At 40.2% G+C, this 25,231-nt stretch carries 27 protein-coding genes; 2 read left to right on the top strand and 25 right to left on the bottom strand.

Translation table 11 applies throughout. The annotated features are described in order from the left end of the window. Nucleotides 1-137: 137 nt before the first annotated feature. The gene (locus QZU45_RS06865; protein WP_295353351.1) at nucleotides 138-1,739 is read left to right on the top strand and encodes a methyl-accepting chemotaxis protein; all 1,602 of its coding nucleotides are present in this window, start codon (nucleotides 138-140) and stop codon (nucleotides 1,737-1,739) included. 109 nt (nucleotides 1,740-1,848) lie between these two features. Here QZU45_RS06865 and QZU45_RS06870 read toward each other — a convergent pair whose 3' ends face one another. From QZU45_RS06870 to QZU45_RS06890, 5 genes are all read right to left on the bottom strand, one after another. Next, nucleotides 1,849-3,075 (bottom strand): hypothetical protein, encoded by a 1,227-nt coding sequence (locus QZU45_RS06870; protein ID WP_295353353.1) that lies wholly within the window; start codon nucleotides 3,073-3,075, stop codon nucleotides 1,849-1,851. Next, on the bottom strand, nucleotides 3,075-3,266 hold the full coding sequence (locus tag QZU45_RS06875) for a DUF4250 domain-containing protein (protein WP_295353355.1): 192 nt from the start codon (nucleotides 3,264-3,266) through the stop codon (nucleotides 3,075-3,077). The genes QZU45_RS06870 and QZU45_RS06875 overlap by 1 nt, the downstream gene beginning before the upstream one ends. Before the next feature lie 3 nt (nucleotides 3,267-3,269). Next, the gene (gene purT / locus QZU45_RS06880) at nucleotides 3,270-4,475 is read right to left on the bottom strand and encodes a formate-dependent phosphoribosylglycinamide formyltransferase (protein ID WP_295353357.1); all 1,206 of its coding nucleotides are present in this window, start codon (nucleotides 4,473-4,475) and stop codon (nucleotides 3,270-3,272) included. A 143-nt stretch (nucleotides 4,476-4,618) separates the two neighbouring features. Next, nucleotides 4,619-5,134, bottom strand: a complete 516-nt coding sequence (locus tag QZU45_RS06885; protein WP_295353360.1) for a low molecular weight protein-tyrosine-phosphatase — start codon at nucleotides 5,132-5,134, stop codon at nucleotides 4,619-4,621. A gap of 47 nt (nucleotides 5,135-5,181) precedes the next feature. After that, entirely contained in the window at nucleotides 5,182-6,510 is a 1,329-nt protein-coding gene (locus QZU45_RS06890) for an AAA family ATPase (protein ID WP_295353362.1), read from the bottom strand. Between the two features lie 306 nt (nucleotides 6,511-6,816). Between QZU45_RS06890 and QZU45_RS06895 the strand changes: the two genes are divergently transcribed. Next, complete coding sequence (locus QZU45_RS06895) at nucleotides 6,817-7,854, top strand: substrate-binding domain-containing protein (RefSeq protein WP_074841943.1); 1,038 nt, start codon at nucleotides 6,817-6,819, stop codon at nucleotides 7,852-7,854. Nucleotides 7,855-8,036: 182 nt separating this feature from the next. On the opposite strand, the gene QZU45_RS06900 is transcribed toward QZU45_RS06895, so the two are convergent. From QZU45_RS06900 to QZU45_RS06995, 20 genes are all read right to left on the bottom strand, one after another. After that, a complete protein-coding gene (locus QZU45_RS06900) occupies nucleotides 8,037-9,263 on the bottom strand; it encodes a beta-ketoacyl-ACP synthase (protein ID WP_295353364.1) in 1,227 nt (408 codons plus the stop codon). After that, a complete protein-coding gene (fabG, locus tag QZU45_RS06905) occupies nucleotides 9,263-10,000 on the bottom strand; it encodes a 3-oxoacyl-ACP reductase FabG (RefSeq protein ID WP_295353367.1) in 738 nt (245 codons plus the stop codon). The genes QZU45_RS06900 and fabG overlap by 1 nt, the downstream gene beginning before the upstream one ends. 3 nt (nucleotides 10,001-10,003) lie before the next feature. Then, nucleotides 10,004-10,471: a hypothetical protein gene (locus QZU45_RS06910; RefSeq protein ID WP_295353370.1), complete on the bottom strand. Its 468-nt coding sequence runs from the start codon at nucleotides 10,469-10,471 to the stop codon at nucleotides 10,004-10,006. Continuing rightward, nucleotides 10,468-11,640, bottom strand: a complete 1,173-nt coding sequence (locus tag QZU45_RS06915; RefSeq protein ID WP_295353373.1) for a beta-ketoacyl-ACP synthase — start codon at nucleotides 11,638-11,640, stop codon at nucleotides 10,468-10,470. Before QZU45_RS06915 ends, QZU45_RS06910 begins: the two co-directional genes overlap by 4 nt. Before the next feature lie 9 nt (nucleotides 11,641-11,649). Further along, complete coding sequence (locus tag QZU45_RS06920; RefSeq protein ID WP_295353376.1) at nucleotides 11,650-12,270, bottom strand: DUF3261 domain-containing protein; 621 nt, start codon at nucleotides 12,268-12,270, stop codon at nucleotides 11,650-11,652. Further along, nucleotides 12,257-12,799, bottom strand: a complete 543-nt coding sequence (locus QZU45_RS06925; protein WP_295353379.1) for a hypothetical protein — start codon at nucleotides 12,797-12,799, stop codon at nucleotides 12,257-12,259. The genes QZU45_RS06920 and QZU45_RS06925 overlap by 14 nt, the downstream gene beginning before the upstream one ends. Nucleotides 12,800-13,026: 227 nt before the next feature. Next, nucleotides 13,027-14,577 (bottom strand): MMPL family transporter, encoded by a 1,551-nt coding sequence (locus QZU45_RS06930; RefSeq protein WP_295353382.1) that lies wholly within the window; start codon nucleotides 14,575-14,577, stop codon nucleotides 13,027-13,029. Beyond that, nucleotides 14,570-15,181: a hypothetical protein gene (locus QZU45_RS06935; RefSeq protein WP_295353385.1), complete on the bottom strand. Its 612-nt coding sequence runs from the start codon at nucleotides 15,179-15,181 to the stop codon at nucleotides 14,570-14,572. The genes QZU45_RS06930 and QZU45_RS06935 overlap by 8 nt, the downstream gene beginning before the upstream one ends. A 39-nt stretch (nucleotides 15,182-15,220) precedes the next feature. After that, on the bottom strand, nucleotides 15,221-16,885 hold the full coding sequence (locus QZU45_RS06940; RefSeq protein WP_295353388.1) for an AAA family ATPase: 1,665 nt from the start codon (nucleotides 16,883-16,885) through the stop codon (nucleotides 15,221-15,223). A 91-nt stretch (nucleotides 16,886-16,976) separates the two neighbouring features. Further along, on the bottom strand, nucleotides 16,977-17,423 hold the full coding sequence (locus tag QZU45_RS06945; RefSeq protein WP_295353391.1) for a thioesterase family protein: 447 nt from the start codon (nucleotides 17,421-17,423) through the stop codon (nucleotides 16,977-16,979). Between the two features lie 32 nt (nucleotides 17,424-17,455). Next, complete coding sequence (locus QZU45_RS06950; RefSeq protein ID WP_295353394.1) at nucleotides 17,456-18,475, bottom strand: hypothetical protein; 1,020 nt, start codon at nucleotides 18,473-18,475, stop codon at nucleotides 17,456-17,458. Continuing rightward, nucleotides 18,468-19,211, bottom strand: coding sequence for a glycosyltransferase family 2 protein (locus tag QZU45_RS06955; RefSeq protein WP_295353396.1), 744 nt, complete (start codon nucleotides 19,209-19,211; stop codon nucleotides 18,468-18,470). Before QZU45_RS06955 ends, QZU45_RS06950 begins: the two co-directional genes overlap by 8 nt. 86 nt (nucleotides 19,212-19,297) lie before the next feature. After that, a complete protein-coding gene (locus tag QZU45_RS06960) occupies nucleotides 19,298-19,645 on the bottom strand; it encodes a hypothetical protein (RefSeq protein WP_295353398.1) in 348 nt (115 codons plus the stop codon). Beyond that, nucleotides 19,638-21,086 carry a class I adenylate-forming enzyme family protein gene (locus QZU45_RS06965; protein WP_295353401.1) on the bottom strand — a complete coding sequence of 483 codons (1,449 nt, stop codon included), beginning with the start codon at nucleotides 21,084-21,086 and terminating at the stop codon, nucleotides 19,638-19,640. Before QZU45_RS06965 ends, QZU45_RS06960 begins: the two co-directional genes overlap by 8 nt. Continuing rightward, nucleotides 21,073-21,645 carry a hypothetical protein gene (locus QZU45_RS06970; protein ID WP_295353405.1) on the bottom strand — a complete coding sequence of 191 codons (573 nt, stop codon included), beginning with the start codon at nucleotides 21,643-21,645 and terminating at the stop codon, nucleotides 21,073-21,075. Before QZU45_RS06970 ends, QZU45_RS06965 begins: the two co-directional genes overlap by 14 nt. Before the next feature lie 4 nt (nucleotides 21,646-21,649). After that, nucleotides 21,650-21,898 carry an acyl carrier protein gene (locus QZU45_RS06975; RefSeq protein ID WP_295353408.1) on the bottom strand — a complete coding sequence of 83 codons (249 nt, stop codon included), beginning with the start codon at nucleotides 21,896-21,898 and terminating at the stop codon, nucleotides 21,650-21,652. 135 nt (nucleotides 21,899-22,033) lie between these two features. Next, nucleotides 22,034-22,291 (bottom strand): phosphopantetheine-binding protein, encoded by a 258-nt coding sequence (locus QZU45_RS06980; protein ID WP_074944441.1) that lies wholly within the window; start codon nucleotides 22,289-22,291, stop codon nucleotides 22,034-22,036. A gap of 8 nt (nucleotides 22,292-22,299) precedes the next feature. Then, nucleotides 22,300-23,106 carry a 1-acyl-sn-glycerol-3-phosphate acyltransferase gene (locus tag QZU45_RS06985; RefSeq protein WP_295353411.1) on the bottom strand — a complete coding sequence of 269 codons (807 nt, stop codon included), beginning with the start codon at nucleotides 23,104-23,106 and terminating at the stop codon, nucleotides 22,300-22,302. Beyond that, nucleotides 23,107-23,901: a beta-ketoacyl synthase chain length factor gene (locus QZU45_RS06990; RefSeq protein ID WP_295353414.1), complete on the bottom strand. Its 795-nt coding sequence runs from the start codon at nucleotides 23,899-23,901 to the stop codon at nucleotides 23,107-23,109. A 1-nt stretch (nucleotide 23,902) separates the two neighbouring features. After that, nucleotides 23,903-24,976, bottom strand: a complete 1,074-nt coding sequence (locus QZU45_RS06995; protein ID WP_295353417.1) for a methyltransferase — start codon at nucleotides 24,974-24,976, stop codon at nucleotides 23,903-23,905. Between the last annotated feature and the right edge of the window lie 255 nt (nucleotides 24,977-25,231).

Below are 25,231 nucleotides of genomic sequence, written 5' to 3' on the forward strand. Positions count from 1 at the left end.
CAGGTTTCGTTTTTTTGGTTATTCATAGAGTTTTTGAAATAATTTAAAAAAAAATAATGAAATTTCAAAACACTAATTTAAACTTAAAAGAGTACAATGTGTGCTTCTGTTTTAATTGCTGCTTTTAGGATCATACTATGTTTAGTAAATTAAATGTCAAAGCCAAACTGATTATTGCCTTCTTTACAGTGATTCTCTTTACTCTGGGAATTGCTGTGACCGGTATTATTGTTCAGCTTAATAACAATAAGGTAATTAAGGATGTAAATTTTATCCTTGGTACCCGTCATGAGCGAATCGATAGAGTTTTTAAAGCTGTTGTTGCTCTTGATAATATCGCCTATGAGTTTTCTGCAGATACAGGCTCCTATACAGCTGATAAGGCTAAGGAATTTACTGATCTTGGCAGTGAGCTGCTTGATGCTACAGGTCAGCTTGCCGGAACCAATAATCCTAAAGAAACCAATGATATTAAAGCTAATTCCGCAAGGTATGTTCAGAATATTCCTTTATTCCTGGCAGCTGTAGGAAATGGAGAACAGGAAAAGGCAGAGTCAATTTATAAGGATGTTTTATCCTCCTGTTATGATGTGGTTCAGTCTTTAAGCTATAAGATTGGTGAAAGACAGATTAAACAGGCAAAGGATGTAGTGGCAGCGAATGATTCTGAAGGACCGCTGATTTTTACTATCGTTCTGTCTGTTATTGCAGTGATTGCTGCTGCTGTAATTGCCCTGATGTTTGCTAACAGTATTGTGGCAATTCTAACAAAGGCTGTAAATGCAGCTGAGGAAATGGCTCAGGGTAATCTTACTCATGAGATTAAACACTCCAGACGAGATGAGTTTGGTCATCTTTTATCTTCTCTTGAGAAGATGCGAGAAGAGTGGAGAGTCCTGGTAGGTTCAATCAAGTCTACCACCAGAGATGTTGAGGATAATGTTCAGCACATCAGCAGAATTACCGATAACATCAATACCAAGGCTCAGGAAGCGGAGAATCGCTCTCTGACTGTGGCTGCAGCTTCAAATGAGATGGTTTCAACTACCGGTGATATTGCGAATAACTGTGAGACCGCTGCGTCCAATGCCAAGCAGGCTAACAATACTACTGCTGAAGGTGTAGCTGCTGTTGAAGATACAATCAATGGCATTCAGATGCAGGTGGAGAATTCACGTCGTGATGCTGACTATATCCACGCTCTGGTAGAGCAGGCTGATAATGTTGGTACTATCGTTAACACTATTGACGATATTGCCTCTCAGACCAATCTGCTGGCTCTTAATGCCGCAATTGAAGCTGCCCGTGCAGGTGAAGCCGGTAAGGGCTTCGCTGTTGTTGCTGATGAAGTTCGTGCACTGGCCTCCCGTACCTCCAAGTCTACTCAGGAAATTACCAAGATGGTTACTCAGATTCAGTCTGATGCCAATACAGCAAATGAATCTATGACAGCCAGTCTGAATCGTATGAATGAACTTGCTGAGAAGACTACCACCGTTAACAGTCTATTGCAGTCAATCATGGATCAGGTAGGCGGGGTAACTTCTCAGATTACTCAGATTGCTACAGCAGCTGAAGAGCAGACTACTGCTACCTCTGAGATTTCTGCCAATATGCAGGGCATTACCGATATTTCTCAGAGCTTCTCTAATGAAGTTAGAAATGCAAATGTTGAAGTCAACAAGAGTATTGAGCTGCTAGAAGATCTGGTTCACAAGGTTGAAAGTATCAGAGTCTAGTTTCTGTATTTTACTTTTTTGATGAATTAAGCCATTGTCTGAAAAAGATAATGGCTTTATTGTTTGGGCCTGATGTAAAGAGTCTTATTAAAGACAGAAGATCTGCTTGCTACAGCTCCATTGGATAGGACTGGATTTTCCTGATTAAGGAAACATCTTCAGTCTTGTTATCATCTGCTGTTGCCATGAGATTTTCCAGTTCTCTTAGATACTGTTTTAGCTGAGACTGAATCTGTACGGAACAGTATTTGTAGTACTTCTGCAGCTCACTGTCAGACAGGTTCTCCCGGTAATTGTTACCAGCAAAAAGGGCAACATAAAGTCTGTAACTCTCTGAGCAGTTGTTATCAGCTCTAATAAAGGCACGATTATTAAGATTAAGACTGTTATGATAGTGAACTGAATCTGCCTCACTAAGCGTGTCAAGAAATGTCTGATAGGCTCCTTTCTCCTTATTCCGAGGAACAGAAGCTTTTTTTAATGCTGTAACAGCATCCCTGAGTGACAGATTGACTATACTTTCTCTTTGAGGAGTGAGCACAGTTGCCGGGGATAATATTCCAAAATCAGTCAGCTCATAGCTTTTAGGCAGCACATCATTGCCATCATAATAAAGAGCCTCAAGAGTATCCTCTCGAAGGGACAGCGGTCTGATAATCTCTATTGAGCGTGAGAGTGAATCGTATTCGAGAAGATATTTGTCTTGAGCTATGATATTTGAAAGCGACTCTATTCTGTCATGATAGCTTCTTATGACAAATCGAAGCAATGGTCCATTAACCTGACTTAAATATCTGAAAAGGTAAATCAGTAAATCCAGTCTCTTTGTATGTTCTGACTTTGAAATTTTATCCTGATAGCCATATTTTGCAGCACATGCGGAGAGTCCATCTGAATAGAAAGGAATTCCTCCATCCAGTATCTCGTGAAGTTTTAGAACTCTGTTTACATCACATACGCAGTAGGCTTCTTTGAGAATATCCGGTTTTCTGAAATTTCTTAGGCAGATCTGCTCTAAAACCTTAAGATTGCGTACAGACCAGGTGATTACAGTGGTCTCCTGGTTGAAAATCTTCTCTGAAAGAATATCCAGAAACTGATCTTCGGATAAGCCCTTTTTAATTGTAAAAGGATCGATTCCCTGGGAAAACAGATAATTCGGACTTGGTAATAGATTATCAAGGCCTCTGCTGGTAATAATCTCTCGCTCACCAGTGAGATTTAAATTCTCGTCGGCAAGAACATAGGCTATTCCATATAAAGCTGCTTTAGAGTCTGGATTGTTGAGTGGAAGAGGAAGTACAAAGGCGTACTTCCTTTTAATAACGGTCTGCATTACTTGAACTGATTGATTTCTTTTACGTATTCAAAGCCTGCAGCTTTAAGTTTGTTTACAAGTTCTTCCTGACTGATGTCATGGACCTTGCAAAGTTCCTCTAAAGATGAATACTCGTCTCTTAGCTGCATATTTACTGCAGACAGAAGAATAAAAGGATCCATTGAGGCGAATTTTTCTAAAGACATCATTTTTTACTGTCCCTCGAAATCCTGAATTTCATAGTTCATCTGAGAACGCATCTTCTTGACATTCTCAACTGCTTCCTCTGTGGTAAAGCCTCGGCATAGACATACGGCCATACGGCGTTCACCGTCAATATCAGGTTTGCCGAAGATTCTTAGCTGTGAGCCCGGGGATACCTTTAATACCTCATCAAGATTCTTGTAGGTGATTTTGCTGCCTTTACCCTTCAGACATACTGCTGCTGAAGCTGATGGTCCGAAGAAGGTGATCTTACCGATAGGAAGTCCTAAAAGTGCTCTTACATGCAGAGCAAACTCTGACATGTCCTGAGAAACCATGGTTACCATACCGGTATCGTGAGGTCTTGGTGACAGTTCTGAGAAGATTACCTGATTTCCGCAGATGAAAAGCTCAACACCAAAGATTCCATAACCGCCCAGCGCAGAAACAACTGTTGAGGCAATGCGCTTGGCTTCAATCAGAATATCCTCGGAAAGATGTGCCGGCTGCCATGATTCCTGGTAATCGCCATGAACCTGATGATGTCCGATGGCTTCGCAGAAATGAATTCCGTCTGAGGCACTTACAGTTAACAGGGTAATCTCGCTGTCAAACTGAACAAAGCCTTCAACAATAACTCTTTCCATCCCTCCACGACCGTTTTTGCAGGCTTCATCAAAGGCTTTTTCAATGTCTCCCTCTGATTTGAGGACGCTCTGACCCTTGCCTGAGGAACTCATAATTGGCTTCATGATGCAAGGAAAGCCGATACGACCGATCTGCTCTTTAATTTCACTTACGGATGAGGCAAAGAAATATGGTGAGGTAGGAAGTCCTAATTCCTCAGCTGCCAATTTTCTGATGGCTTCTCTGTTCATGGTAATGTTGGCTGCATTGGCGCTTGGTACAACATTAAAACCTTCAGCTTCAAGCTTAAGTAGAGTTTCTGTGGAAATAGCCTCAATCTCAGGGATGATGTAATCTGGTTTGAGTTTTGTAATCAGATCATATAACTCGTCAGGATTTTTCATATTGATGATAGCTTTCTTCTGTGCTACCTGCATTGCAGGTGCATTGTCGTATCTATCACAGGCTGTGACTTCAATTCCGTAACGAATTAACTCAATTGCAACTTCTTTTCCAAGCTCTCCTGATCCTAACAGCAGGGCACTGGTGGTTTTATCTTGATAATCAATTGTAACTGATGTAGACATTTCTCTCTCCGGAAAACAAACTGCGGATATTATAACCCAACCACGATATCAATACATTGATATGGCAATTTTTTTGTTTTTTGCACTCAAAACTTTCTTTTTTTGAAAAGAATCAGTTTTTCGTGTTTGTTTTCTCTGTAGAACTATTGGTTTTCCAATATATTTGACAGCAAAGCTTTTTTCTCTTTGCTGAGTTTAATGAGCTTATCCTCAGCAAGACTTAAGATTAGAGCTTTGCAGCCTTTGAGGATCTGATTAAAAGACTCTTTGAACTCTCCTGTGTACCATGGATCGTCTATGTTGCCGGGAGTGTCTGTAAAATCCAGCAGTTTGTAAACCTTGCTCTTGTCCATGTCTGGAAACAGGTAGTAAAGATTTCTCAGGTTGAAATCTTCCATAGCGATGATGTAATCGTTTGTTTCAAGATCATCTCGTGTAATCTGTCTGGCGGTTTTCTCTGAGCAGTCGATGTGATAGGAGTTTAAAAGTTTTTTTACCGGCGGATAAACTCCATTACCGATTTCCTCCTGAGAGGTGGCTGCAGAGCAGATTCTGAATTCATCTGAAAGCCCTATGTCATCTACAAGTTTTTTCATAACAAATTCTGCTATAGGAGAACGACATATATTACCGTGACAGATAAATTCAATTTTGATCATTTTGCTTACCAGTGTTGAAAATTGTTTTAGCTAAATATAACACTATTTCAGAGAAACTGAATCATATACACGGGAAGTAATTCCACATTGCCATCTTTCTGAACATCTTTTGTATATGCAAGAATCTTCCTGGATATTCTTGAGGAGAATTTTTCTGAAAATTTATCGATAGATGAATGATTTTTATAGCCAGAGCTTTTGACTTCAATTGGACAAATTTTCTTGTTGAAGGTTGTTAAAAAATCAATTTCGTAATTTCTTTTTGCTGCTTCATTTCTGAATGTATGATAGAAAAGAACGTGTCCATTTGTTGCAAGTGTCTGAGCGATTATGTTCTCATATAGATATACAAGGTTAGTCTGCAGTTTGTCATTTAGCAATTTTGCATATATATCATTTTCGGTAAAATCTTTGTCTTTAAATGACAATGTAACAAACAGTCCTGTATCTGTGGTGAAGAGTTTGAATCTTGAAAGATCTTTGTTTTGAGATAATCCAACATTAGGATCATTTGCATGGTAGGAAACCAGTACTGTTCCAGAATCTTTTAGTTCTGCAATGTCCTCAAGAATGTCTCCTGCTCGATTCCCTGATAAAACTCCAGAAACCTGATACCTAGAAGCATTACTGTTAAGTTGAGCAGGAATTGCCTCAAAAAGAGTAGAGAGTTTTCCTGATGGATCAATTTTAAAAAAGTCATCATGATAAAGAGAAAGAATATCTCTTTTTACAGCATCAACTTCTCTGAAATCATTTGTCTGAATATAGCTTTCAACTGCCTGAGGCATTCCTCCAATGAGCATATATAGCCTATAGTCCCTCATAACTTTTCTATGAGCTGCAGGACCTAAAGGTTTTCCTTCCTCATAAAGTTTTTTTAACATCGGAACTGTTACTTCATCTCCAAGAGTCCATCTGAATTCTTCAAAATCCATAGGAAAAATTTGGATTTTTCTCTCTTCACTTGGAATTAGAATATCTTTAACATTCTTATGAATTGAAATTAGAGAACCTGTTTCGATGTAGTCATATCTGCCATCTTCAACTAAAGCCTTGATGGCCTGTCTTGCCTTAGGACAAAGCTGAACTTCATCAAAAATTATCGCAGATTTTCTCTTTTTTAAGCTTACTTTATATGTTAACTGTAACTGCAGAAAAATGTAGTCTAAATCTGATAAATCATCAAAAAGCGCTTTTGTTTCATTAGAAGCTCTGAAAAAATCTACTAAAATAAAGCTTTCGTACTCATTTTTTGCAAATTCCCTAACTACAGTAGATTTTCCTACTCGTCTTGGACCTTCTATCAAAAGAGCTGTACGTCCGTTTGATTCTTTTTTCCACTTAAGTATTTTGTTGTATATCTTACGCTTAAACATCAGGTTTAACCTTTTTAATATTGGTTGTTACATTCTAATTTTGAATTATAATTTCAAAATCGTCAAATGTTTTTAAGCGTTTTACCGCAAAATCGTCAAATGTTTTTAGGTGTTTTACCGCAAAATCGTCAAATGTTTTTAAACCTCTGCACTAGTCAAGATAAGTGGAATAGGAAAAAATGTATATGAGGAGTTGAACTTTAACCAAAAAAGATAATGAGATGATCATATTTCTCGGATTATGTGGAAATTTTTAAATTCGGTACTATCCTTACAAGTGGTTGTTTTGTTCTATAAGGAAAAATTATGAAATCTTTTGGACTAAAAGCTCTTAACTCATTGATTTTAGCTTCATCATTAACCGTTGGTGCTGCAAATGCAGACAACTTTGTGAATACTTATTTCTACGATCTTGATGATGCCTTTATCAGTAATGTTGATATTGCTCTTAAAGAGTCTGCAAAACACAATAATGTTATTCTGAATATCAATGATGCAAAAAATGATGCCGCTAAACAGAAAGAGGCAATTTTAAGTCATGATAATTCTGATCCTAAGATTGTTAATCTTGTAAATGTAAATGATGCTTCTGATGTTGTTGCCGCAGCTAAAAAGCACAACGCCAGAGTAGTTTTTGTAAACCGTCAGCCAGATGACTTTGTAATCAAGAGTTACGATAAGGCATGGTATGTTGGTTCTGATGCTGCTGCCTCAGGAAAAATGCAGGCAGATCTTATTTCACGAGTTTTAAAGGAGCATCCTACCTTTGATAAGAATAAGGATGGCGTAATCAATACAATCCTGATTAAGGGACAGAAAGAACATAAAGATACTATTCTTCGTTCTTCAAATGTAATTAGTGAACTTGATGCCCGTAAGGTTAAGATCAATCTTATTGATGAGTTCTATGCCGATTTTGATAAGAAGAAGGCTGTACAGCAGTTCAGTGCAGCTTTAGATAGACATCCAATTCACGAGGTTGAACTTGTAATCTGCAATAACGATGCAATGGCCTTAGGTGTTATTGAGGTTCTGAATGACAATGGCTTTAACGTTGGTAAGAATAATATCAGTCTGATTGATTACCAGGTAGGCAACAAATTTGTAAATTACATTCCTGTATTCGGAATTGATGCTATCCCAGAGGCAGTTGATGCAATCTCTGAAGATAAGATGGAAGGTACTATTCTGAATGACTACACCCGTCTTGCAGAAGCTGCTCTTGTAATTGCAACTGACAAGGATGTTTCTCGTCAGGCTTTAACTTCAAAGCTGAAACTGAAGGTTTCTCAGGATGGCGTTGTTGATGTTCCTTACAAGATGCTGTCACGCGTACATGAATAGAATTAGCAAGTCTTTCTAAGAATCAGATTTGTATTCTGAAAAGCTGGATCTATCTTAGCTTCAGCTTTTTTGTGTCTATTTGACGCCTTGTTTATAAATTATGCGGGCGTGAAAAAACACGGTTTTAAACGTGAGGATGCTAGCCCGCATTATCTGTAAGGGTCGTGTAGATAAATTTTGTTTTAAACTCTCTTTAAAACAAGTGAAGTATTGATTCCACCAAAGGCAAAGTTATTTGCCACCAGCAGTTCACACTGATGCTTTAGAGGTTCATTAACGATATAGTTAAGATTACCGCAGCGAGGATCAACTTCTTTTAAGTTCAGATTTGGGTTGAACCAGCCTTCATTCATCATGTTCAGAGCGAACATGGTCTCAACTGCACCACAGGCTCCTAAGGTATGACCAAAGTAACTCTTCAGGGTTGAGATTGGAGTCTTATCTCCAAAGATGTTGAAGGTTGCATTTGATTCTGCGATATCTCCTTTATCGGTACCTGTTCCATGAGCGGATATATAGCCGATATCCTCTGGTTTTAAACCTGCATTATCAACAGCCTTGCGAACACAGATTTCTATTGTCTCCTGATTAGGGGAGGTAATATGTGTGGCATCGGAATTGGTGGCAAAACCTATAATCTCACCGTAAATCTTTGCACCGCGGGCTTTAGCATGCTCATACTCTTCAAGTACCACGGTACCGGCACCTTCACCGATAACCAGACCGTCTCTATCCTTATCAAAAGGAGCTGGGGTAAGCTTTGGAGTATCGTTTTTTGAGGAGGTTGCGAACATGGTATCGAATACCGCAGCATCACAGACTGAAAGTTCTTCGGCTCCACCTGCGACCATAGCGGTCTGATATCCGTTTTTAATTGCCTCGTAGGCATAACCTATGGCCATTGAGCCAGAGGTGCAGGCTGTTGAGGTTGGAATAATTCTGCCGGTAATGCCAAAGAAGAGAGAGATATTTACAGCTGTAGTCTGAGGCATCATTTTTACGTAGGAGTTGGCGTTCAGATCACCTGTGGTATTGTCGGTGAGCATTGATGCAAAATCCTTAACGGCCAGTGTGCTTCCAAAGGAGGAACCATAGGCGACACCCATGTCTCCGCTTTTTAATAGTGGATCGTCTAATAGTCCGCTGTCTATAAGCGCATACTCAGAGGCACGAGTAGCCATCATTGAGACACGGCTCATGGAGCGGATTTTCTTGCGGGTGTAATGTTCCGGAAGTTTAAAATCTGGGCATGGCGCTGCCAGATGAGTGATAAGGCCATCGTATTTGTCCCAATCTTGCATGGTGACAACGGCATTTTTACACTCAAGAATTCTTTTCTTATTGTCATCCCAGCTTTCTCCAAAGGCGGTAACCATTCCCTGTCCGACAATAGCAACACGATGTTCCACTACTGCATACCTCCATCAATGCTTATAACCTGTCTTGTAATGTAGGCGGCATTATCTGACATCAGATATGAGGCCAGGGAGGCAACTTCCTGAACCTGTCCCATACGCTTTAGAGGAATAAGCTTTAGAATTTCTTTTTTTACAGTCTCATCCAGCAATGCCATATCAGTCTCAATAAGTCCTGGAGCAATGGCATTTACGGTGATGCCTCGCTTGCCCACCTCAACCGCCAGAGCCTTTACTGCTCCAATGAGACCAGCCTTTGAGGCACTGTAGTTTACCTGTCCGCGATTGCCGATTATTCCTGAAACTGAGGAGATGGCGATGACTCTGCCGCCCTTGTGAGCTGCAATCATTGGCATGATACATGGATGAACCACGTTGAAGAATCCTGTAAGGTTGGTATCAATGACACTGTCCCAGTCCTCAGAACTCATCATCGGAAAGGCTGCATCAGCGGTAATACCTGCATTGCAGACGACTCCGTAGTAAGGTCCGTTTTTCTCTATATCTTCTTCAAGTATTCTTCTGGAGTTTTCACGGTCACAGACATCAAAGCTTAAAGCGTAGGCCTTTCCCTGATTCTGTTTTATATTATTTATAGCCTCGTTTACTCCATCGGCACTGTTTCGATAGTGCAGTATCACTTCAAAGCCATCTTTACCCAGCTGCTGTGCTATGGCCTTACCTATTCCGCGACCTGCTCCTGTAACCAGAACTCTTCTCATGTTTTCCATGTTCTAATCTCTTTTAAATAATCTTTTCAGATCGTCATCTGTAACTCTGATTAAATTAACTCTGCCGCTGGCAACAGTTTTATCCTCGCTGATGATTTCTCCATCAAAGGAGGCTATAGCGCCGTCGTCCATAATTTTTTTTACCTTAATTTTCAGGACAGAACCTTTATCAAAGTGATCTTTAGGATACTTCAGATCTCTTGCTCCAAGAACCATTCCCATTGGCGGAATGTCGATATTGTGAAGTTTTGCAAGATATCCTGACCAGACTCCTACAGTCTGAGCGATAAGCTCTATTGTAAAGTATGATGGAAGTTCACTGTTCTCGTTTAGGAAATTTCTGAGAACACCATCCTCTCTGACATATGATTCACAAAGTGCAGTTTCATTCGTAACCTCAAGCACCTTATCAATCAGAACCATCGGTGGTCGGTGTGGCAGATAGTTCTCTGGCAGAAGATATTTTGTCATTTTGTTAATCCGATAATTACTGAAGCGTTATTTCCGCCAAACGCAAAAGAATTCGACATCATAAATGGTTTAGACGCTCTTGTACTGTTTAGTATCAGGCCGCAGTCATCAAGTTCTGAGTCCAGTTCGCGGTATTCTGTACTCTGCAGTGGCAGAGTAAGATCGTTTTCAAGAATATAACACAGAATACAGCTTTCTAGTATTCCTGCAGCACCTAAGGTGTGTCCTGTCATGTATTTGGTTGAACTGCATGGTACCTTATTGGAGAATATCGAGGCTACAGCCTTTGCCTCCATGGCATCGTTCAGTTTTGTAGCGGTTCCATGCAGATTGATATAACCGATATCAGAAGGTGACAGACCTGCACCTGATAGAGCCATATTCATGGCGCTTATGGCACCTTCACCTGAGGGATCAGGTGAGGATACATGATAGGCATCTGATGATTCGCCAAGTCCTAAAAGAGACAGTTCAGATTTCTCCTTTGAGAGGATCATAAGTCCTCCAGCCTCACCGATACTGATACCGTCTCGTCCCTTACAGAAAGGCGTACATGGTGTTGGGGAGATAAGTCCCATGGAGTTAAATCCGTTGATTGGTACTGTGCTTAGGGTATCAGCTCCACCTGCAATAACCACATCACAAAGACCGCTTTCAATAAGTCTGTGAGCACTTATAAGCACTCTTGAGGATGAGGAACAGGCGGTTGAAATTGTATAGCTCGGACCTTTTACCTTTAAGTATTCGGACAGGAACATAGCCGGATCACCGAATTCCTGAAAAGAGTAATAATAGTCCTCAGAACGGGTATGAGTCTGTTTGTAATTTTTTATCTCTTCCTCGGACTCACTAAGTCCTGAGGTTGAGGTACCCATAACCACACCGATCCTCTCTTTAGGGTATTTATCTTTGAAATAGGCAAGCTTATCCTTAAGCTCAACGCACAGATAGGCTAAAAAACGGTTGTTGCGGGTATTATGCTCTCTGTAATCAGAAATATCTGGTAAGGGACAGTCGTTAACACAGCCGAAGTAGGCGGTCTTCCCACCGTTAATCATGTCAGAGCGTGCAGTCAGGTAATTACCGTGATCTGATGTGAGGGTGCTGATGATTTTCTCTTTTGTTGCACCAAGGGCACTTACAGAAGCGTAGCAGTTAATGTAAATCATTGATTATTTTTAGTGTATATATTGTAAATTGATGCTGTAGTTAAACTCGTGATTAACAATTTTTACCGGAAGACAGCCGGTATCATACTGAGCATATTCTATATTATAAAGCTCTTTTCCATCGAGTTTACTTAATGTCACTGCATTATCATCTCTGTGGATTATATATTCCTTAGTAATTTCCTTAGATAAGCGGTTTTTCCGGTCAAAGGCCAGCATGATGTCAAAGAGAACCTGATTTACCGGCGGCAGCATGCTTTTAGGTACATAGTAGCTGCCCACAAGTTTTCCTTTTTCATATTTAAGGTTGAAAAGCGGGAGCGAGCTTAAGGTCAGGCCGGTGAAATTGAGTCCTGTTGTATTCAGTTTCACAATGCATAAAAGAGAATTCTTTTTGCCGTTATAGTCTGCGGTCAGAATCTGTCGGTATTCTTCATCTCTATCAAAGCTGATGAATGGCAGAGGAATTTTTGCGTTCTTTTCAATATTGATGTATTCAGGTGATTGTTCTAGTCCTGCTGTATTCTGATCTGTAACCTTTGAAGTGTGGCTGCAGGCGCTTAAAAAAAACATCACTAAGATGAGCGCAATATATCTCTTGTAATTAAGAATTCTTTTAAACTTCATCATTGGTAATCTTGTTTTTTGGCATATAGGCTGAAAGAATGAATGCACAGATGATACCTGTTACAAGACAGATTGCAAAGCATTTTATCGCATCTACACTTGAGAAAATCAGAATGCCGATAGTCATAAGCGTGGTGGCAAGAGCTGTGAAGATGGCAATTACTGAGGTAACCTCAAGCTTTGAACTGCTCATGAAGATATTGTAGTTGATGCCGATGCCTAAAAGCACTATAAGTCCAAGCTCTGAGAACAGGTTCACCTCAAAACCTGATAGCAGAAGAACAAACAGGGCAGTGCCGATGGAAAGGGCTGAGAAAAAGGTTCCGGCAAGAGCCTTTATAAAGCCTGCTCTGATTGTGGATACCACGAGGATACAGAGCATGAAGCCTAAAATCACTCTAAAGAAGATTTCCCGGTACATTTTAAAGATAGCTGTAAGCTTTCCTCTATGATCAACATAGGTACAGCCATCAACTAAAGCGGCTAAATCCTGTATAGCCTTTTCATCTGATACCTCCTCAAGTACCACCATAAGGGAGCTGTAATCATCTCCTCTGTAGTAAAGATTTCTGTAAAGCTCTCCTGCTCTGGAGGCAAAGTAATCCTTTGCGCTTAAACTCTCACAGCGGTAATCCTCAGCTTTAATCTCAAGACCTCTGGTCTTCAGATCGTTCTTAATTTTATCCTTTCTGTCATTTAAAAAACGGCAGGTCTCAAGCTGGGATTTTTCAGAGTTTATTTTTACAGATAAAAATCTCTTTATTTTTCCGTCATGCTGTGCGATAGCAAGCAGTTCTTTAGTCGGTTAATGCTCATCTCCTGAGTCTTTAAAGCCTTTGGCATACTCTGAAAACTCATAGGATCATCATTGGTCTTAAGATTAAATAAGGCAGAGAGGGAGATAAAAAATAAAACTGAAATAATACTGATACGCAGCTTTGGCTGTCTTATAAAAGTAAGATAGTCTTTAAAAAAGCTTTCAAATGGCAGCTTGGTTCTTTTTAGACGTTCTAAGAAGAAAGGTTCTACTATGATGACAAAAAGACATGCAAAGGAGATGGTACACATACAGAAGAAAGCCATCTGCGAGACTGCTTTTACAGGCGAGAGCAGAATAATAAGATAGGCGCACAGATCGGTGATGACTGCAAAGGAGAGTGGCTTTGTAAGTTTTCTTATGGTTTCAGCTGCGCTTTCAAGAGCTCCGATCCTAAGGGTTGTAAAATAGATGGTGTAATCACAGACAATTCCGATGACACTAAGACACATGCCAATGATAATGAGATTGATTTCATCATAGATTAGTGTTGTAAAAAACAGGGCAGAGATAATTCCGCATAAGATAGAGCCTATGGTTAGAAACACTGGAACAAATGATCGGAATACAAAGAAGATAAGACAGAAGATGCCAACGGTTGTGACTGAACCCAGAATTGTTATTTCTCTTTGGGAGGTGGAAGCTGCATAGTCTGAATAGAATACAGCTCCTTTTTTGATGATGGAAATATCAGGGTATTCATTCTCAATTCTGTCAATTAAATTATCTGTTTGAATGGTGAACTGTGATGCCACCTTAGTGCTTAGCGAATCTGCATTCAGAACTGCAAATACCAGTATCCACTCATGTCCCTTATCATCATAGGCAACAAGGTGTCCGTTTTCAATTTTAAGGGAGTTGTCCTTTGAAAAGTCAGCAGCCAGAGCTCTGCCGACAAGCAGCAGATCGTTTTGGATTTCAGCGGAGGATACTCCGGAAAAGCCTGAGTAGAGCTTTGAGAGAAGCTTTAGAGAGTAGTTGTCTGCCTCAATCTCTTTTTTGAGGTCCGCAGATAAAAAAGCTGTTTTGTATTTATAGACGAAGGCTGCGCTTTGAAGCTTATCCTCATCGGATATCTTTGCGGTTATGTTTTTTAGAGAAGGTATCTGATTCAGCTCCTCAATGAAGCGGTCAGCTGCCTCATGGAGTCTGGCATTATCGGGCTGATTTGATTTCTCTGAATCTATAGGCTGTTTTTTAATAGATGCCTGGTCGGAGGTTTTGTCTGATGCCTTGTAGGATTGTGGGGCTGATGCTGTATCAGCTCCTCCTGCTCCTTCAACTCCTGCTTCTCCTAGGGCGAAGATTACCTGGGAGTTGAGTCTTTGTATAAACTCAGCTTCAATTTCTCTTTGTTCCTTATTATCCGTGCTCTGAGGCAGAAGTGAGAGCACTGAAGTCTCAATGGTCATATCCTTAAGCCTGTAAAAACTTATACAGGTGGCTATAACCAGAAAGATGCAGAGTAAAAGGGCAGAGAATTTTCTACTCAAAATACTTTAAATCCTCATTTGTAACAGCCTTTGATGAGAAATCATAGTCTGAAAATTTCATAACGGTGAGATCACCATTCGACCCCCGGATTTCAAGGGAGTCTATATATTCAGATCCATCAAGGGTAATGGTCTCAAAGAACTTTTTAAGAATCTCATTCTTAGGACTTAGGCTGGCTTTATAGTGCTCGCTGGTACCGGAAAGATTACAGTCAAAATCGTTAACAAGCGAGTCATCCGGATTCATGAGTTTTAACATTAGATTTAAAAGAGAATGCACGGCAGGATTATCATCTGCTTTTATGGTATGAACCTCACCTGCACTGTACTCGGTTATGGAATCCTTTTTTATTGCAAGTACCATAGGGTATGGTTCTGCCTGTTTTATTAGCACGCCCCTGTCCTTAACATTTAAAATGGTGCCTGAGGAGAGAAGATTAAGGTTGGCATCCTTAAGATATTTATCCTGAGTAAACACAAGAGAATGGGAGCCTTTATCACAGAGACTCCTGCCGATTTCATTCAGTGTTAGGGTCTCTGCACTGGAACTTACAGTAAATGCTGTAAGGAAAAACAGGACGGTTCTTTTTAATAAGCTAAACATTTTTTGGTTATTTCAACTGCTTAAATTGTTTTACTCTGTCTATTTTGCGATTTTCTCAATAATGCACTCATGCTCTTTGTAGCTGTCATTTTCCGGATCACTGACATAGTTTATACCAACAAGAATAATAGGATTAGGTTTATCCATATACTGCGCAGCATAATTTCTGTCTTTGATCTGTTCAATTGCCTCGTGAGCATCTCTGCCGTATTTCAGCTCTACAATCAGGATCGGAAGATTTGGTAGATTAGGCTCATAGATAATATCAGCAACGCCTTTACCTGCCTGCAGCTGTCGTCTGGCGGTATATCTATCTGCGGTCGAAAGAGAGTAACCACACAAAATACAGTAGGTTAAAGATTCCTCATTGTTATAGGCCAGTACGGAAATATCTGTTGCATTGTGAATTTCGTTGAAAATAGAGGCTACTCTTTTCTCATCCAAAGCTACCGTAGCCTCATATAAGTTATAGGAACGCTCTACAATAGCCATGGATTTGTACCAGCTGTTCTGCATGATATTTCTCTGCATGGAATCGCGAATTTCTTCATTCGGTATATATACAGCTTTCAGTGAGCTGTTAGGAGTAGAAATACATCCAAAGTAGCCAAGACAGATGAGCAGGCATAAAACATCATTCTTATTTTTTAGACTGGTTAAATCGTTCTGGAATGTTGAGGAGTCAACACTGATAATGTTTCCTGACAACAATGAAACTATATCATCACGCAAGCCATCAAAATTCATGTTAATTAAAAGCTGCACCTGCTCAAAAGAGGCTGTATCAGACCAGTAAGACTTACAAGTTCCGTCTCTAAGAGCACTGCATACAGAATTAGGATTAAATATTTCTACAGCATTAAGCTTATATCCGTCATACCAGCTTCTGAGAGAATCTAAAGAAACAGAGCCTTGTCTTTTGGAAACAAGATCTTTTACATCTTTCAGAGTAAAACCAAAGAAGTTTTCCAAAGGTTCAGGAGAAAGCATATTATATTCAGCAAAATTATTCAGAGCTGACTGAGAATTGTATTTTTTTATCGGCAGGATACCTGTGAGATAAACAAAGGAAAAGCATTTTGCTCCCTCTGAGCTTTTAAACAGAGCTCTGAGTAAATCAATAAATTTCTCCTGAAGCGCATGTTCATCCTTATAATCTCTATAGATTAGATCCCATTCATCCATGATCAGAACAAAAGAGGTGTCTGTGTTATCATAAATAGAGGTTAAACAGTCAATTAAAGAAAGATTATCCTCAAGAGGATTGATTTCAAAATGCGATGCGAATTCGTTGCTTTTTAAGAGTTCCAACACTGTCTGATACTGAAGAAAATCCACCAGATCATCAACATATTCAACGTGCAGTCTTTCATTCTTTGAATATGAATCAAACTTTCCCTTAATGGAGTTCATGTCAATATAGAGAACATTGTATTTATTCAGATGTTCTTCAAACTGAGGATGCTTTGATATTTTCAGATTAGAAAACCATTCTCTGCTGTCACAGCCTTTTGAATAATAGGCGCTTAGCATTGATGCTGTTACAGACTTTCCAAAGCGGCGAGGTTTGGTAAAGGCCATGAATCTTTTTTCTTTATTAAAAAAGTCAAAAGTTTTTTCTATAAAATCAGATTTGTCCACGTAAGAAGAACGATCAAATAGAGCAAGTTTTTTAAATGCGTCATAGCCTGTATTTAGTATCATCTGTGGTCACCGCTTTATATTTTGTTTATCTGATTTATTCTTTAATTATTTTATATCCGCGTTGGTGTTGCGGTTAAAGATATTATTACATTTATTTTTCTTTTGTTACTCTGAAAGCCTCAATGGCATCTAAAAGCGGCTGAGGGGTGATATACAAGAGTTCATTGGTTCTGGCGTTAATCATGACCTGGGCAGTATGGCCATAGGCACAGAGAATATCTGAGTTTAACGCATAGACCTCATAATGAATCTCTATCTTTCCCTCACACTGGGTCATCATGCTGATAACTCTGGCACATTTGTCGGTTACCTTTAGAGGGTTACGGTATTTGCACTCGCACTCAACAATCGGCATGGCGAAAATATGTTTTTTCATCATGTCATAACCGAAATCAAATGCATTGAACATATCCTCACGGGCCAGTTCAAAATACTTTATATAGTTGCCATGCCAGACAATTCTCATGGCATCGGTGTCATGAAAGGAGATTGGTATGAGGCTTTCATGGCTAATGATGAACTCGGGTTTTCTGTACATTTACGCTCTCTATATTTGATTTTATTCTATTTTTATTTTCTGAAGAACTCAAAGAAATTAAACCACTGATAAGGATATCTTAAAGCGAAGTATTCTAAAAGCTCCGCATATTTCTGTACATATTCCTTTAAGGCATCCTCCTTGTTTTTACGTGGAAGCTTCACCTCTTCGAACAGATCGCGGCAGAAGATTTCAATCTTTCCGGTCTTCTCGTTTTTAAGGGCAAAAAGACACTGCACCGGACATTTTAAAAGGGAGGCCAGAATAAAAGCTCCCTGCGGAAGATAAGCTTTTCTGCCTAAAAAATCCACCTCGCAGACTCGCTCCGGCTCTTTAAGTTTTGCAGAAGCACTTTTTTTCTGCGAATTCTCTTTTACCGGAGTTCTGTCGCCTACAATGGCAATCATGCCTTTATTTTCAATAATCTCGGAAAGTTTTAAGGCTGTATCAGGTCCAATGGAATCGGTTGCAATTATATTAAGCTGGGCATCATTACTTACTGCCCTGAGGATATTGTTAAAATTCTGAGCGTTTTTAGTAAAGAATACCGAGTAGACTTCAGGTGCTCTGGTATCTTTCTTTGTGCCTAAAGCTCTTAGAGCATCCACATTGCCTAAATGGGAACACAGAAGAATTTTGCCTCTGCTCTCTTTTTCATAGGCATAGAAAACCTCTTCAGAGTCCTCCATAAATACCGCTTCACGATAGAGATGAATGTTCCCTCGCCAGGCATTGATTTTATCGATGAGCATACTGCCAAAGGACATAAAATGGGTAAAGCTTGAGTAATGTACCTGTGGCAGACCTTTCTTTGCTCTTATCCTTTCTACCTGTAAGAGAAAATCCTTAGAAATATCCCGCTGTTTTTTTGAAAACAGATAATAAAAGAACATCACCGGATACAGGCAGAGTTTAAAGATGGTGCTGCCGCCATAATCATAGAAGAACAGCATCAGTCTGATACCGTAATAGCCTCCGATTTTCTCGCGGCCTTCAGACCAGTGCTGATTATTCTCTGAAGTTTTAGAGCTGTTTTGTTTATCTTCAGTCATGAGAGGTGAAAAGTTTTTTTACAAGTGTAATCGGAAGTCTTAAGATCATGAGGGTGCAGAGCACAGTATGTATATAGCTGATCTTAAACTGATCGGAGAGTCTGAAATTGGAATGTCCGTCTTTGGGATAGGCTACCTTGGTTTCAAAAAACTTAAATGGAGTTCCTGCCCATTTGAGTCTTACCAGAATCTCAATGTCAAAGGTCATACCGAATTTAAGATTACAGCTTTTTGCGCACAGACAGGTCTTCTCCACCGGATAGGCTCTAAAGCCTATCATGGCATCGATAATGTCATTACTTAGAGTTTCAAGCTTTACAAAGAAATTGGTGATTTTTCTGCCGATAACCCTGGATTTTGGAGCGTTCTCATCATAGAGTGGACAGCCTGAGATAACCGCCTCTGGATCCTCGTTTATAAGCTCTACAATCTTATTGATATCATCAATGTTATGCTGACCGTCGGCATCAATCTGAATGGCGTGGGTGAAACGGTTTTCCTTTGCAAATAGAAGCCCTGTAAGCACAGAAGCTCCCTTGCCCTTGTTGCGGTCATGATGCAGCAGAAAGACATCCCTGAGGTTTTCGCAGATTTTATAAAGCTCTAAAGCTTCTTCTTTGCTGTTGCCATCGTCAACAACAATAAGCGGAAAACCAAAAGGCAAAAGTCTACTGATTACCCCTTCAATTTTATCGGTGTGTTTATAGCAGGGGATAACAATACAGATCTTCGGCATAACTGTTTATGTCTGTGTTTTTATCAGTGGTTTTATCTATTCTGTTAATGTTTATTATTCAAAAGTTTAATTATTCAGCCGTTTTATCATTCTGTAACCAGCTTACCTGAGGAGGCTTTCTCATTTTCCTTTGAGGTAATGATATATTCAAAGGCCAGACGCTTTTTCTCCGGCAGATATTCAAGAGTTAGCTTTAATCTGTCATTTGGCAGAATAGGAGAGGTGAATTTTACAGCAGGAGAGCCACCTTCAAACTTAATCCCGAAGATTTCCTCTGCAAATTCCTGAGCCCAGCCGATCTGAACTACACCAGGCAGTACCTTCTGAGCTTCAAAATGTCCTTCAAAGTACTCCAAATCCGGATTTACCACGATGGTAACGATGGCTTTAGTCTCACTAATTCTGCTGGTTGTGTAGAAATTTGGCTTAATCATTAAAGAGCTCCTCTAAAAGTGGAGTAATTCTTTTTCCCATATGATTTACGGGAATACGTTTTACAAATCTAAAATAGCGTGGGATTGCCACCGCTGGAAGATAACCTCTAAGATACTCTCTTAAGATCATCACTACAGCTTTTCTGTCAGCGGTTATATTCTCCACGCTGTTATCTGTGTACTGTGCTGTATCCTTTTTAGCAGTCTGTTCTTTAAGAATACATACGGCACCGATGCAGGTTCTCTGATTCTTGGTTATCACCAGAGCCACCGCATCCTCGATAATCGGATTCTTTTTCAGAAGATTCTCTATCTGAGTCAGACTTACACGATTCTCTTCTATTTTTACAATTTTATCCTTGCGGCCGGTAATTCTAAAGTGTGGACCTTCAAATTCGAGATTATCGTCAATTCTGCTGTAACCATCCGACATCAGAGAATCAAGTTTATATCCGTCTTCAATCTTAACAAACTTAACTGCAGAAAAGGGGATAAACAGAGGTTTATCGCCACGGTTATCCCTATGGGCCATACTGTTGCTCTCGGTTGAACCATAGATTTCTGTTACGGCACACTGACACCAGTTATAAAAGGAGAGGGCTGCCTCATCCGGCAGTGGAGAGCCGGCACTGATACACAGCCTAATATCGGGAGCTTTGATTTTTGTATCCAGTCTTTTGATAAAGGCAGGAGAGGATACTAAAACCAGCGGCATACTGTAGTTTGAAAGTTCCTCAGGGTATCTTACCATATAGGTAGTCATGGGCAGATGACGGAGGATCGGCATGAAGATTCTGTAGGTAAGCCCATACATGTGATAAGGCGGTACTGTGGATATGAGTCTTAATCCCTCAATACTCTCAAGACTGTCTGAAAGCTCAAAGGAGCAGGCGATATCTATCTGCATGCTTTTAAGAGATTTGTTTACTCGCTTGCTTTTTCCAGTGGTGCCGGAGGTATAGAAGACAATCGGTGAACTTTCATCAAGTGAGGAAAAATACTGAGAGTTAAAAGCATCTCTATCCTTTTGAGCTAAGACGCGGTACTCATTATCTGCTGTTTCTAAAAGCTCAGTGATATTGGCTGATGGAACGGCAGGTTGTACGGCAGTTTCTGTGAGGTTGAGATCAGAGATGACCATATCCGCCTTAGTCTCAATCTCATCGAAGGTATGAGCGGTAATGTTGCCTAAAAGAACCGGAGTCTTGCCTGCATACATGGCGGCGATAAAGACAATGCTGAAGGTGTAGGCGTTCTCAACGCATACCGCGATGCTTTTTATCTCCTTCTCCTTTAGAAGATAAAGAGCAAGGGCTTTGATAGAGTCAGTAAAATCCTGATGCGTGTACGCCTGTGTCTTTGAATAGGCGACAATTCTGTCCTTATAGAAACCAAAATCCTCAAATAAAGCCTGATGCAGGCTTAACTCATTTTTTTTCATGAATACGTCTGACAATTATTCTTGCAAGATACTCGCATCCTGCTAGAGTTCCAATTAGTATGTAGGCAATAAGACCATTGTATAAAGTCCAGGTCTGAACTGTACAGAACTGGGCGGTGATATAAGCCATACCGCCATTGGCCATAAAGAAGAGCACCCAGACCTTGGTTACGGTTCTGGTGTACTGTATGGCATAATCCGGGAGATCTTTATCGTACAGCAGCGCAATTCTGGTGATTACAGGTTTGGTGGAGAATAAAGAGCCGCCAAAGATAAAGAACAGTACCGCATTGACACAGACCGGATAGAACATGGCAATCCTTTGAGAGTCCGCCATAAAGGCCGCAATGCAGATAATCGCCGCACACAGGGTACTGACTGAGGCTAAAAGGGTATTTATTCCCTGAGTGTTTTTAAGAGAGAACAGCCTCAGTAAAAATATAACTGCCAGGACTGGCAGCAGAAGATTTAAAAGATTGAAGCTTACACCCAGATAGATAAAAAAAGGGTAAGCTGCCAATCCGCATATACAGAGAACCGAAAGCAGTCTCTTTGGCATATCTCTAGTTATTGTTTACAAGCTTGTAGACTACATCCACAACATCCTGAACGGTGCGAACGTTCTTGAAATCCTCCGGCATGATTTTCTTGCCGATGGTTTTCTGCAGTTTGACTACAAGATCAATCGCATCAATACTATCCAGTTCAAGCTCCTCAAAAAGCTTGCTTTCAGGTTTGATTTCCTCTGGCTCAATCTCAAAAAGAGAGGCTAGCATCTGCTGAATCTGGGTAAATATTTCCTGTTGTGTCATTTTTCGTTCTCTTTGTTATTTTTCTAGTAATTCTGTAATCTCTGAGAGCTTTTGTCGGTGACCTTAAGTCATCCATCTCATACCTTTTAAGAGCAAAGCTGAATGTCTCAGACTATCCTGCTCTGTGTGCTCACTTTACTCTCTGTGCTCACTGATATACTGTGCCAGAGTCTCTACTGAGTAGAAGCATTTCTTCATCTCCTCATTGTCAGCAGAGAGGGTAACGCCGTATTTCTGTTTAATGGCCATACCCAGCTCTAAGGCATCAATTGAGTCTAAACCCAGTCCATCAACGAAAAGAGGAGCCTCTGTCTCAATATCCTCAATCCCGATATCCTCAAGATTCAGTGAATCGATAATAAGCTGCTTGATTTCGTCATATAGCTCTTTCATAAAATATCCTACATCCTTGTTTTAATAAGATTCTGTAAATGTTTAGCGAGTAGACGTGATACAGCGGAGTCTTCTCTGTCTTTATACTGTGCTCTGAATTTTTCTGTATCAAAACTCTCTAAAAAAGTAATTCTGTACTCAAGCCTGCCTGTAAAGATGGAATACCAGGGAGCGTTCTTTCTCAGACAGTCGCCATGGAAATTTATAACTGCCGGTCTGATATTAAAGTTGCAGGTTAAGGCAATACTTGAAAAGCCATGTGTAAATTTTAATTTATTTTCATCTGTGGTTCTAGTTCCTTCGGGGAAAATGATGAGATTATCCCCACTTAAAAGCGCTTTTTTGCATTTGTGCATAATCTTATCGGTGCCTTCAGAGTTGGCTATATATCTGTTACAGCCGGCGATTCCCTTCATAAAAGGATTATGCACGATTGCATCCTTCATAAGGCAGGTGGCGTGAGGTACCACTGAGATGAAGATTACGATATCTAAAAGAGAAGGATGATTGGCAATGAAGATCATGCCTCTATCATTTGATATTTTCTGTGTTCCTTCAATTGAGATTTTAAAGATTCGACATACCTGTCCTGAGAACAGATACAGTTTAAAGCTTGAGGCGGTGATTCGTCGTGAGAGATCGGTAAGTCTGTTCTCATCCTTTATAAAGAGTGAAAGAAGTCTGAAGACTATCTGTGAGAGGAACAGAGCTCCAAGTCCGAACACTGAAAAAAACAGTGCAGCAAAGCACACTCTCAGCACACCTCCGGTGTACTGAAAAAGCTTTTTTAAAAAACTCTGAATCAGACGAGACATCTATACTCTGTCCTGTAGTTCAACCATCCAGCTGCAGTTCTGTCCTTCAAGTGTAAAGGATGGTACCTTTCTGACGTAGTTTTTCAGAAAGTCTATAACCTGAGGATATTCAAAAGAATCATCCGAAGACTTATTATCTGTCCTGCTGTAAGGCTCTGCATCTTTGTCTGCAGTATTGTGGATGGCCGGTTCAGGTTGACAGGTAATTTTCAGCATATCCCCTAAGGTTAGAACCAGTCCGATGGCATAAGGGAAATTCGGAGTGTATTCCCTTAGATATCCGGTATAGAACTCAGGAATAGTTACCTCATAGTCCACCAGAAGCACCTTTTTATAGCTGGTCTTAAGCAAGGCATAGGCTTCGGTTAAAGCCTGCATGAAGGTATCCTTGCCGGAGCTTATGGAGGTTGAAGGTATTTTTGCCTTGTTCAGGATAGTAAAGTTGCCCACACCGCAGTTGTGTACGGACATTGAAAAATCGGTTGGGGAACAGTCATTGCCTGAGGTTACGGCATCAAGAATTTTAAAGTTGTGTTCAATCTCCCCTGAACGGCTTGAGTAGATTACAGCCTCAATATCAGGATGCTGTTCCAGGAGCAGAGAACCGACATCTACCGCCATACGACAGCCGATGCTCAGACGTCTTGCTGTCATCATCGGAATCTTCTCAGCCTTTGGAGGCTTGCTTTCTCTATCTAAAGGACGGGTGCCGTTTATAACCTCTTTAAACTGCTCGTTGTTAACAATATCAAAGGCCTTGATTCGATAATCAGCAATACTTAAATTAAAGTTCATCCTAGTCTCTCTTTGTGCAGATAAACATTGAATTGCTGATACCAAGATTATCCTCGACAGATTCAACTACAAAGCCGGCTTTTTCAATAAGTTCTGTCAGCATCGCTGTGTTGAAGAATCGTGAATAGCCGTTGGCAATGGCTGAAAAATACAGAGAGCCTGCATTGATGGATAACTTTGCGGCATCAAACTTCTGACGGTCGGCAATTGGCTCTAAAATGCAGACATGAGCTCCATCCTTTATAACCTTATGTATGGAGGTCAGGATGTTATGAATATGCTCCGGTGCAAAGCAGTCTAAAAACTGGCTCATCCACCAGATGTCAGCATCCCCCCTAAGCTCTGGCTTTGACAGCATATCCACTGCCATAAAATCGACCCTGTCAGTCATGCCGTTATTATCGATATTCTCCTGTGCCATTTTTATCTGGGATGGCAGATCAAGAATAGTAACCTTTGTATCCTTTAAACGTCGGCAGCACTCAATGGCAAATTTACCGGTATTGCCGCCTACATCATAGATAACCTTAGGCTTGAATAATTCTGCGATTTTATCTATTGCAGGAATAAAGGCGGTCTGAGAGTAGAGATGATCCCAGCCAAACCAGGCTTTTTTTGCCTCCTCAGGTAATTCTGAGAGGTGAGGGTAGATAGTTTCCCAGTTTTCATTGAATTCAGATAGACCGCAAGGCTTATGCAAAGTTAAGGCTTCATCAAGCTTATCAAATGCTCTGTAACAGACATGCTTTGTAAAATCAAAATTGATTCTGGTCATGTTGTCATTTTCAAGAAAATAACCGACCTTGGTGAGTCTGTATCTGTTGTCCGAATCAATTCTTACAATCTCACCTGATACAGCCATCTCTAAAAGAACCTCAAGAGCGTAGCGGTTCAGATCGGCTTTACTGCACAGATCATCCATGCTAAGACCATCCATGGCCTTATCCAGAAGACTTAGAATATTGTGTTTTCTTAAGGTGTATACGGTCTGAAACAGAATAGGTGCACAGGCTAGATACTGTGCTTTTGAAATAGCTTCAAAGGCGCTGATGTTTTTTGAATTGTTAATTTTCATATACGTATATATAAGGATCCTAAATTTTGGTTCATTTTGCCAAAATAATCATATTTTGCAAGTTGATTTTCGTGATTCTAAATGATGTGAATGAGAGAAGACTTATGTTTATACGGAAAAAAATATCCTGACTGAGGAAACAAAGTTCGTTCAGAATTATCAAGTAATAGGCACGCTAAAACCACGCAGTTTACTGCGGGGATAAAGCGTGCCGATTAGAAAATGGATATTTTCTAATCAGGTGTGTTCTGTTGT

Origin of the sequence: uncultured Succinivibrio sp., from assembly GCF_902756765.1 — a bacterium.
Classification (GTDB): domain Bacteria; phylum Pseudomonadota; class Gammaproteobacteria; order Enterobacterales; family Succinivibrionaceae; genus Succinivibrio.

What these genes read in the sequence shown, in the direction of transcription:
- QZU45_RS06990 (WP_295353414.1), bottom strand. Translation starts at nt 23,901, where the DNA reads ATGAACTTTAATTTAAGTATTGCTGATTATCGAATCAAGGCCTTTGAT.
- QZU45_RS06955 (WP_295353396.1), bottom strand. Translation starts at nt 19,211, where the DNA reads ATGCCGAAGATCTGTATTGTTATCCCCTGCTATAAACACACCGATAAA.
- purT (WP_295353357.1), bottom strand. Translation starts at nt 4,475, where the DNA reads ATGTCTACATCAGTTACAATTGATTATCAAGATAAAACCACCAGTGCC.
- QZU45_RS06940 (WP_295353388.1), bottom strand. Translation starts at nt 16,885, where the DNA reads ATGATACTAAATACAGGCTATGACGCATTTAAAAAACTTGCTCTATTT.
- QZU45_RS06915 (WP_295353373.1), bottom strand. Translation starts at nt 11,640, where the DNA reads ATGATTTACATTAACTGCTACGCTTCTGTAAGTGCCCTTGGTGCAACA.
- QZU45_RS06965 (WP_295353401.1), bottom strand. Translation starts at nt 21,086, where the DNA reads ATGAAAAAAAATGAGTTAAGCCTGCATCAGGCTTTATTTGAGGATTTT.
- QZU45_RS06970 (WP_295353405.1), bottom strand. Translation starts at nt 21,645, where the DNA reads ATGCCAAAGAGACTGCTTTCGGTTCTCTGTATATGCGGATTGGCAGCT.
- fabG (WP_295353367.1), bottom strand. Translation starts at nt 10,000, where the DNA reads ATGGAAAACATGAGAAGAGTTCTGGTTACAGGAGCAGGTCGCGGAATA.
- QZU45_RS06975 (WP_295353408.1), bottom strand. Translation starts at nt 21,898, where the DNA reads ATGACACAACAGGAAATATTTACCCAGATTCAGCAGATGCTAGCCTCT.
- QZU45_RS06885 (WP_295353360.1), bottom strand. Translation starts at nt 5,134, where the DNA reads ATGATCAAAATTGAATTTATCTGTCACGGTAATATATGTCGTTCTCCT.
- QZU45_RS06985 (WP_295353411.1), bottom strand. Translation starts at nt 23,106, where the DNA reads ATGTCTCGTCTGATTCAGAGTTTTTTAAAAAAGCTTTTTCAGTACACC.
- QZU45_RS06895 (WP_074841943.1), top strand. Translation starts at nt 6,817, where the DNA reads ATGAAATCTTTTGGACTAAAAGCTCTTAACTCATTGATTTTAGCTTCA.
- QZU45_RS06945 (WP_295353391.1), bottom strand. Translation starts at nt 17,423, where the DNA reads ATGTACAGAAAACCCGAGTTCATCATTAGCCATGAAAGCCTCATACCA.
- QZU45_RS06875 (WP_295353355.1), bottom strand. Translation starts at nt 3,266, where the DNA reads ATGATGTCTTTAGAAAAATTCGCCTCAATGGATCCTTTTATTCTTCTG.
- QZU45_RS06995 (WP_295353417.1), bottom strand. Translation starts at nt 24,976, where the DNA reads ATGAAAATTAACAATTCAAAAAACATCAGCGCCTTTGAAGCTATTTCA.
- QZU45_RS06950 (WP_295353394.1), bottom strand. Translation starts at nt 18,475, where the DNA reads ATGACTGAAGATAAACAAAACAGCTCTAAAACTTCAGAGAATAATCAG.
- QZU45_RS06925 (WP_295353379.1), bottom strand. Translation starts at nt 12,799, where the DNA reads ATGGTGGTACTTGAGGAGGTATCAGATGAAAAGGCTATACAGGATTTA.
- QZU45_RS06980 (WP_074944441.1), bottom strand. Translation starts at nt 22,291, where the DNA reads ATGAAAGAGCTATATGACGAAATCAAGCAGCTTATTATCGATTCACTG.
- QZU45_RS06960 (WP_295353398.1), bottom strand. Translation starts at nt 19,645, where the DNA reads ATGATTAAGCCAAATTTCTACACAACCAGCAGAATTAGTGAGACTAAA.
- QZU45_RS06870 (WP_295353353.1), bottom strand. Translation starts at nt 3,075, where the DNA reads ATGCAGACCGTTATTAAAAGGAAGTACGCCTTTGTACTTCCTCTTCCA.
- QZU45_RS06920 (WP_295353376.1), bottom strand. Translation starts at nt 12,270, where the DNA reads ATGATGAAGTTTAAAAGAATTCTTAATTACAAGAGATATATTGCGCTC.
- QZU45_RS06910 (WP_295353370.1), bottom strand. Translation starts at nt 10,471, where the DNA reads ATGACAAAATATCTTCTGCCAGAGAACTATCTGCCACACCGACCACCG.
- QZU45_RS06865 (WP_295353351.1), top strand. Translation starts at nt 138, where the DNA reads ATGTTTAGTAAATTAAATGTCAAAGCCAAACTGATTATTGCCTTCTTT.
- QZU45_RS06935 (WP_295353385.1), bottom strand. Translation starts at nt 15,181, where the DNA reads ATGTTTAGCTTATTAAAAAGAACCGTCCTGTTTTTCCTTACAGCATTT.
- QZU45_RS06890 (WP_295353362.1), bottom strand. Translation starts at nt 6,510, where the DNA reads ATGTTTAAGCGTAAGATATACAACAAAATACTTAAGTGGAAAAAAGAA.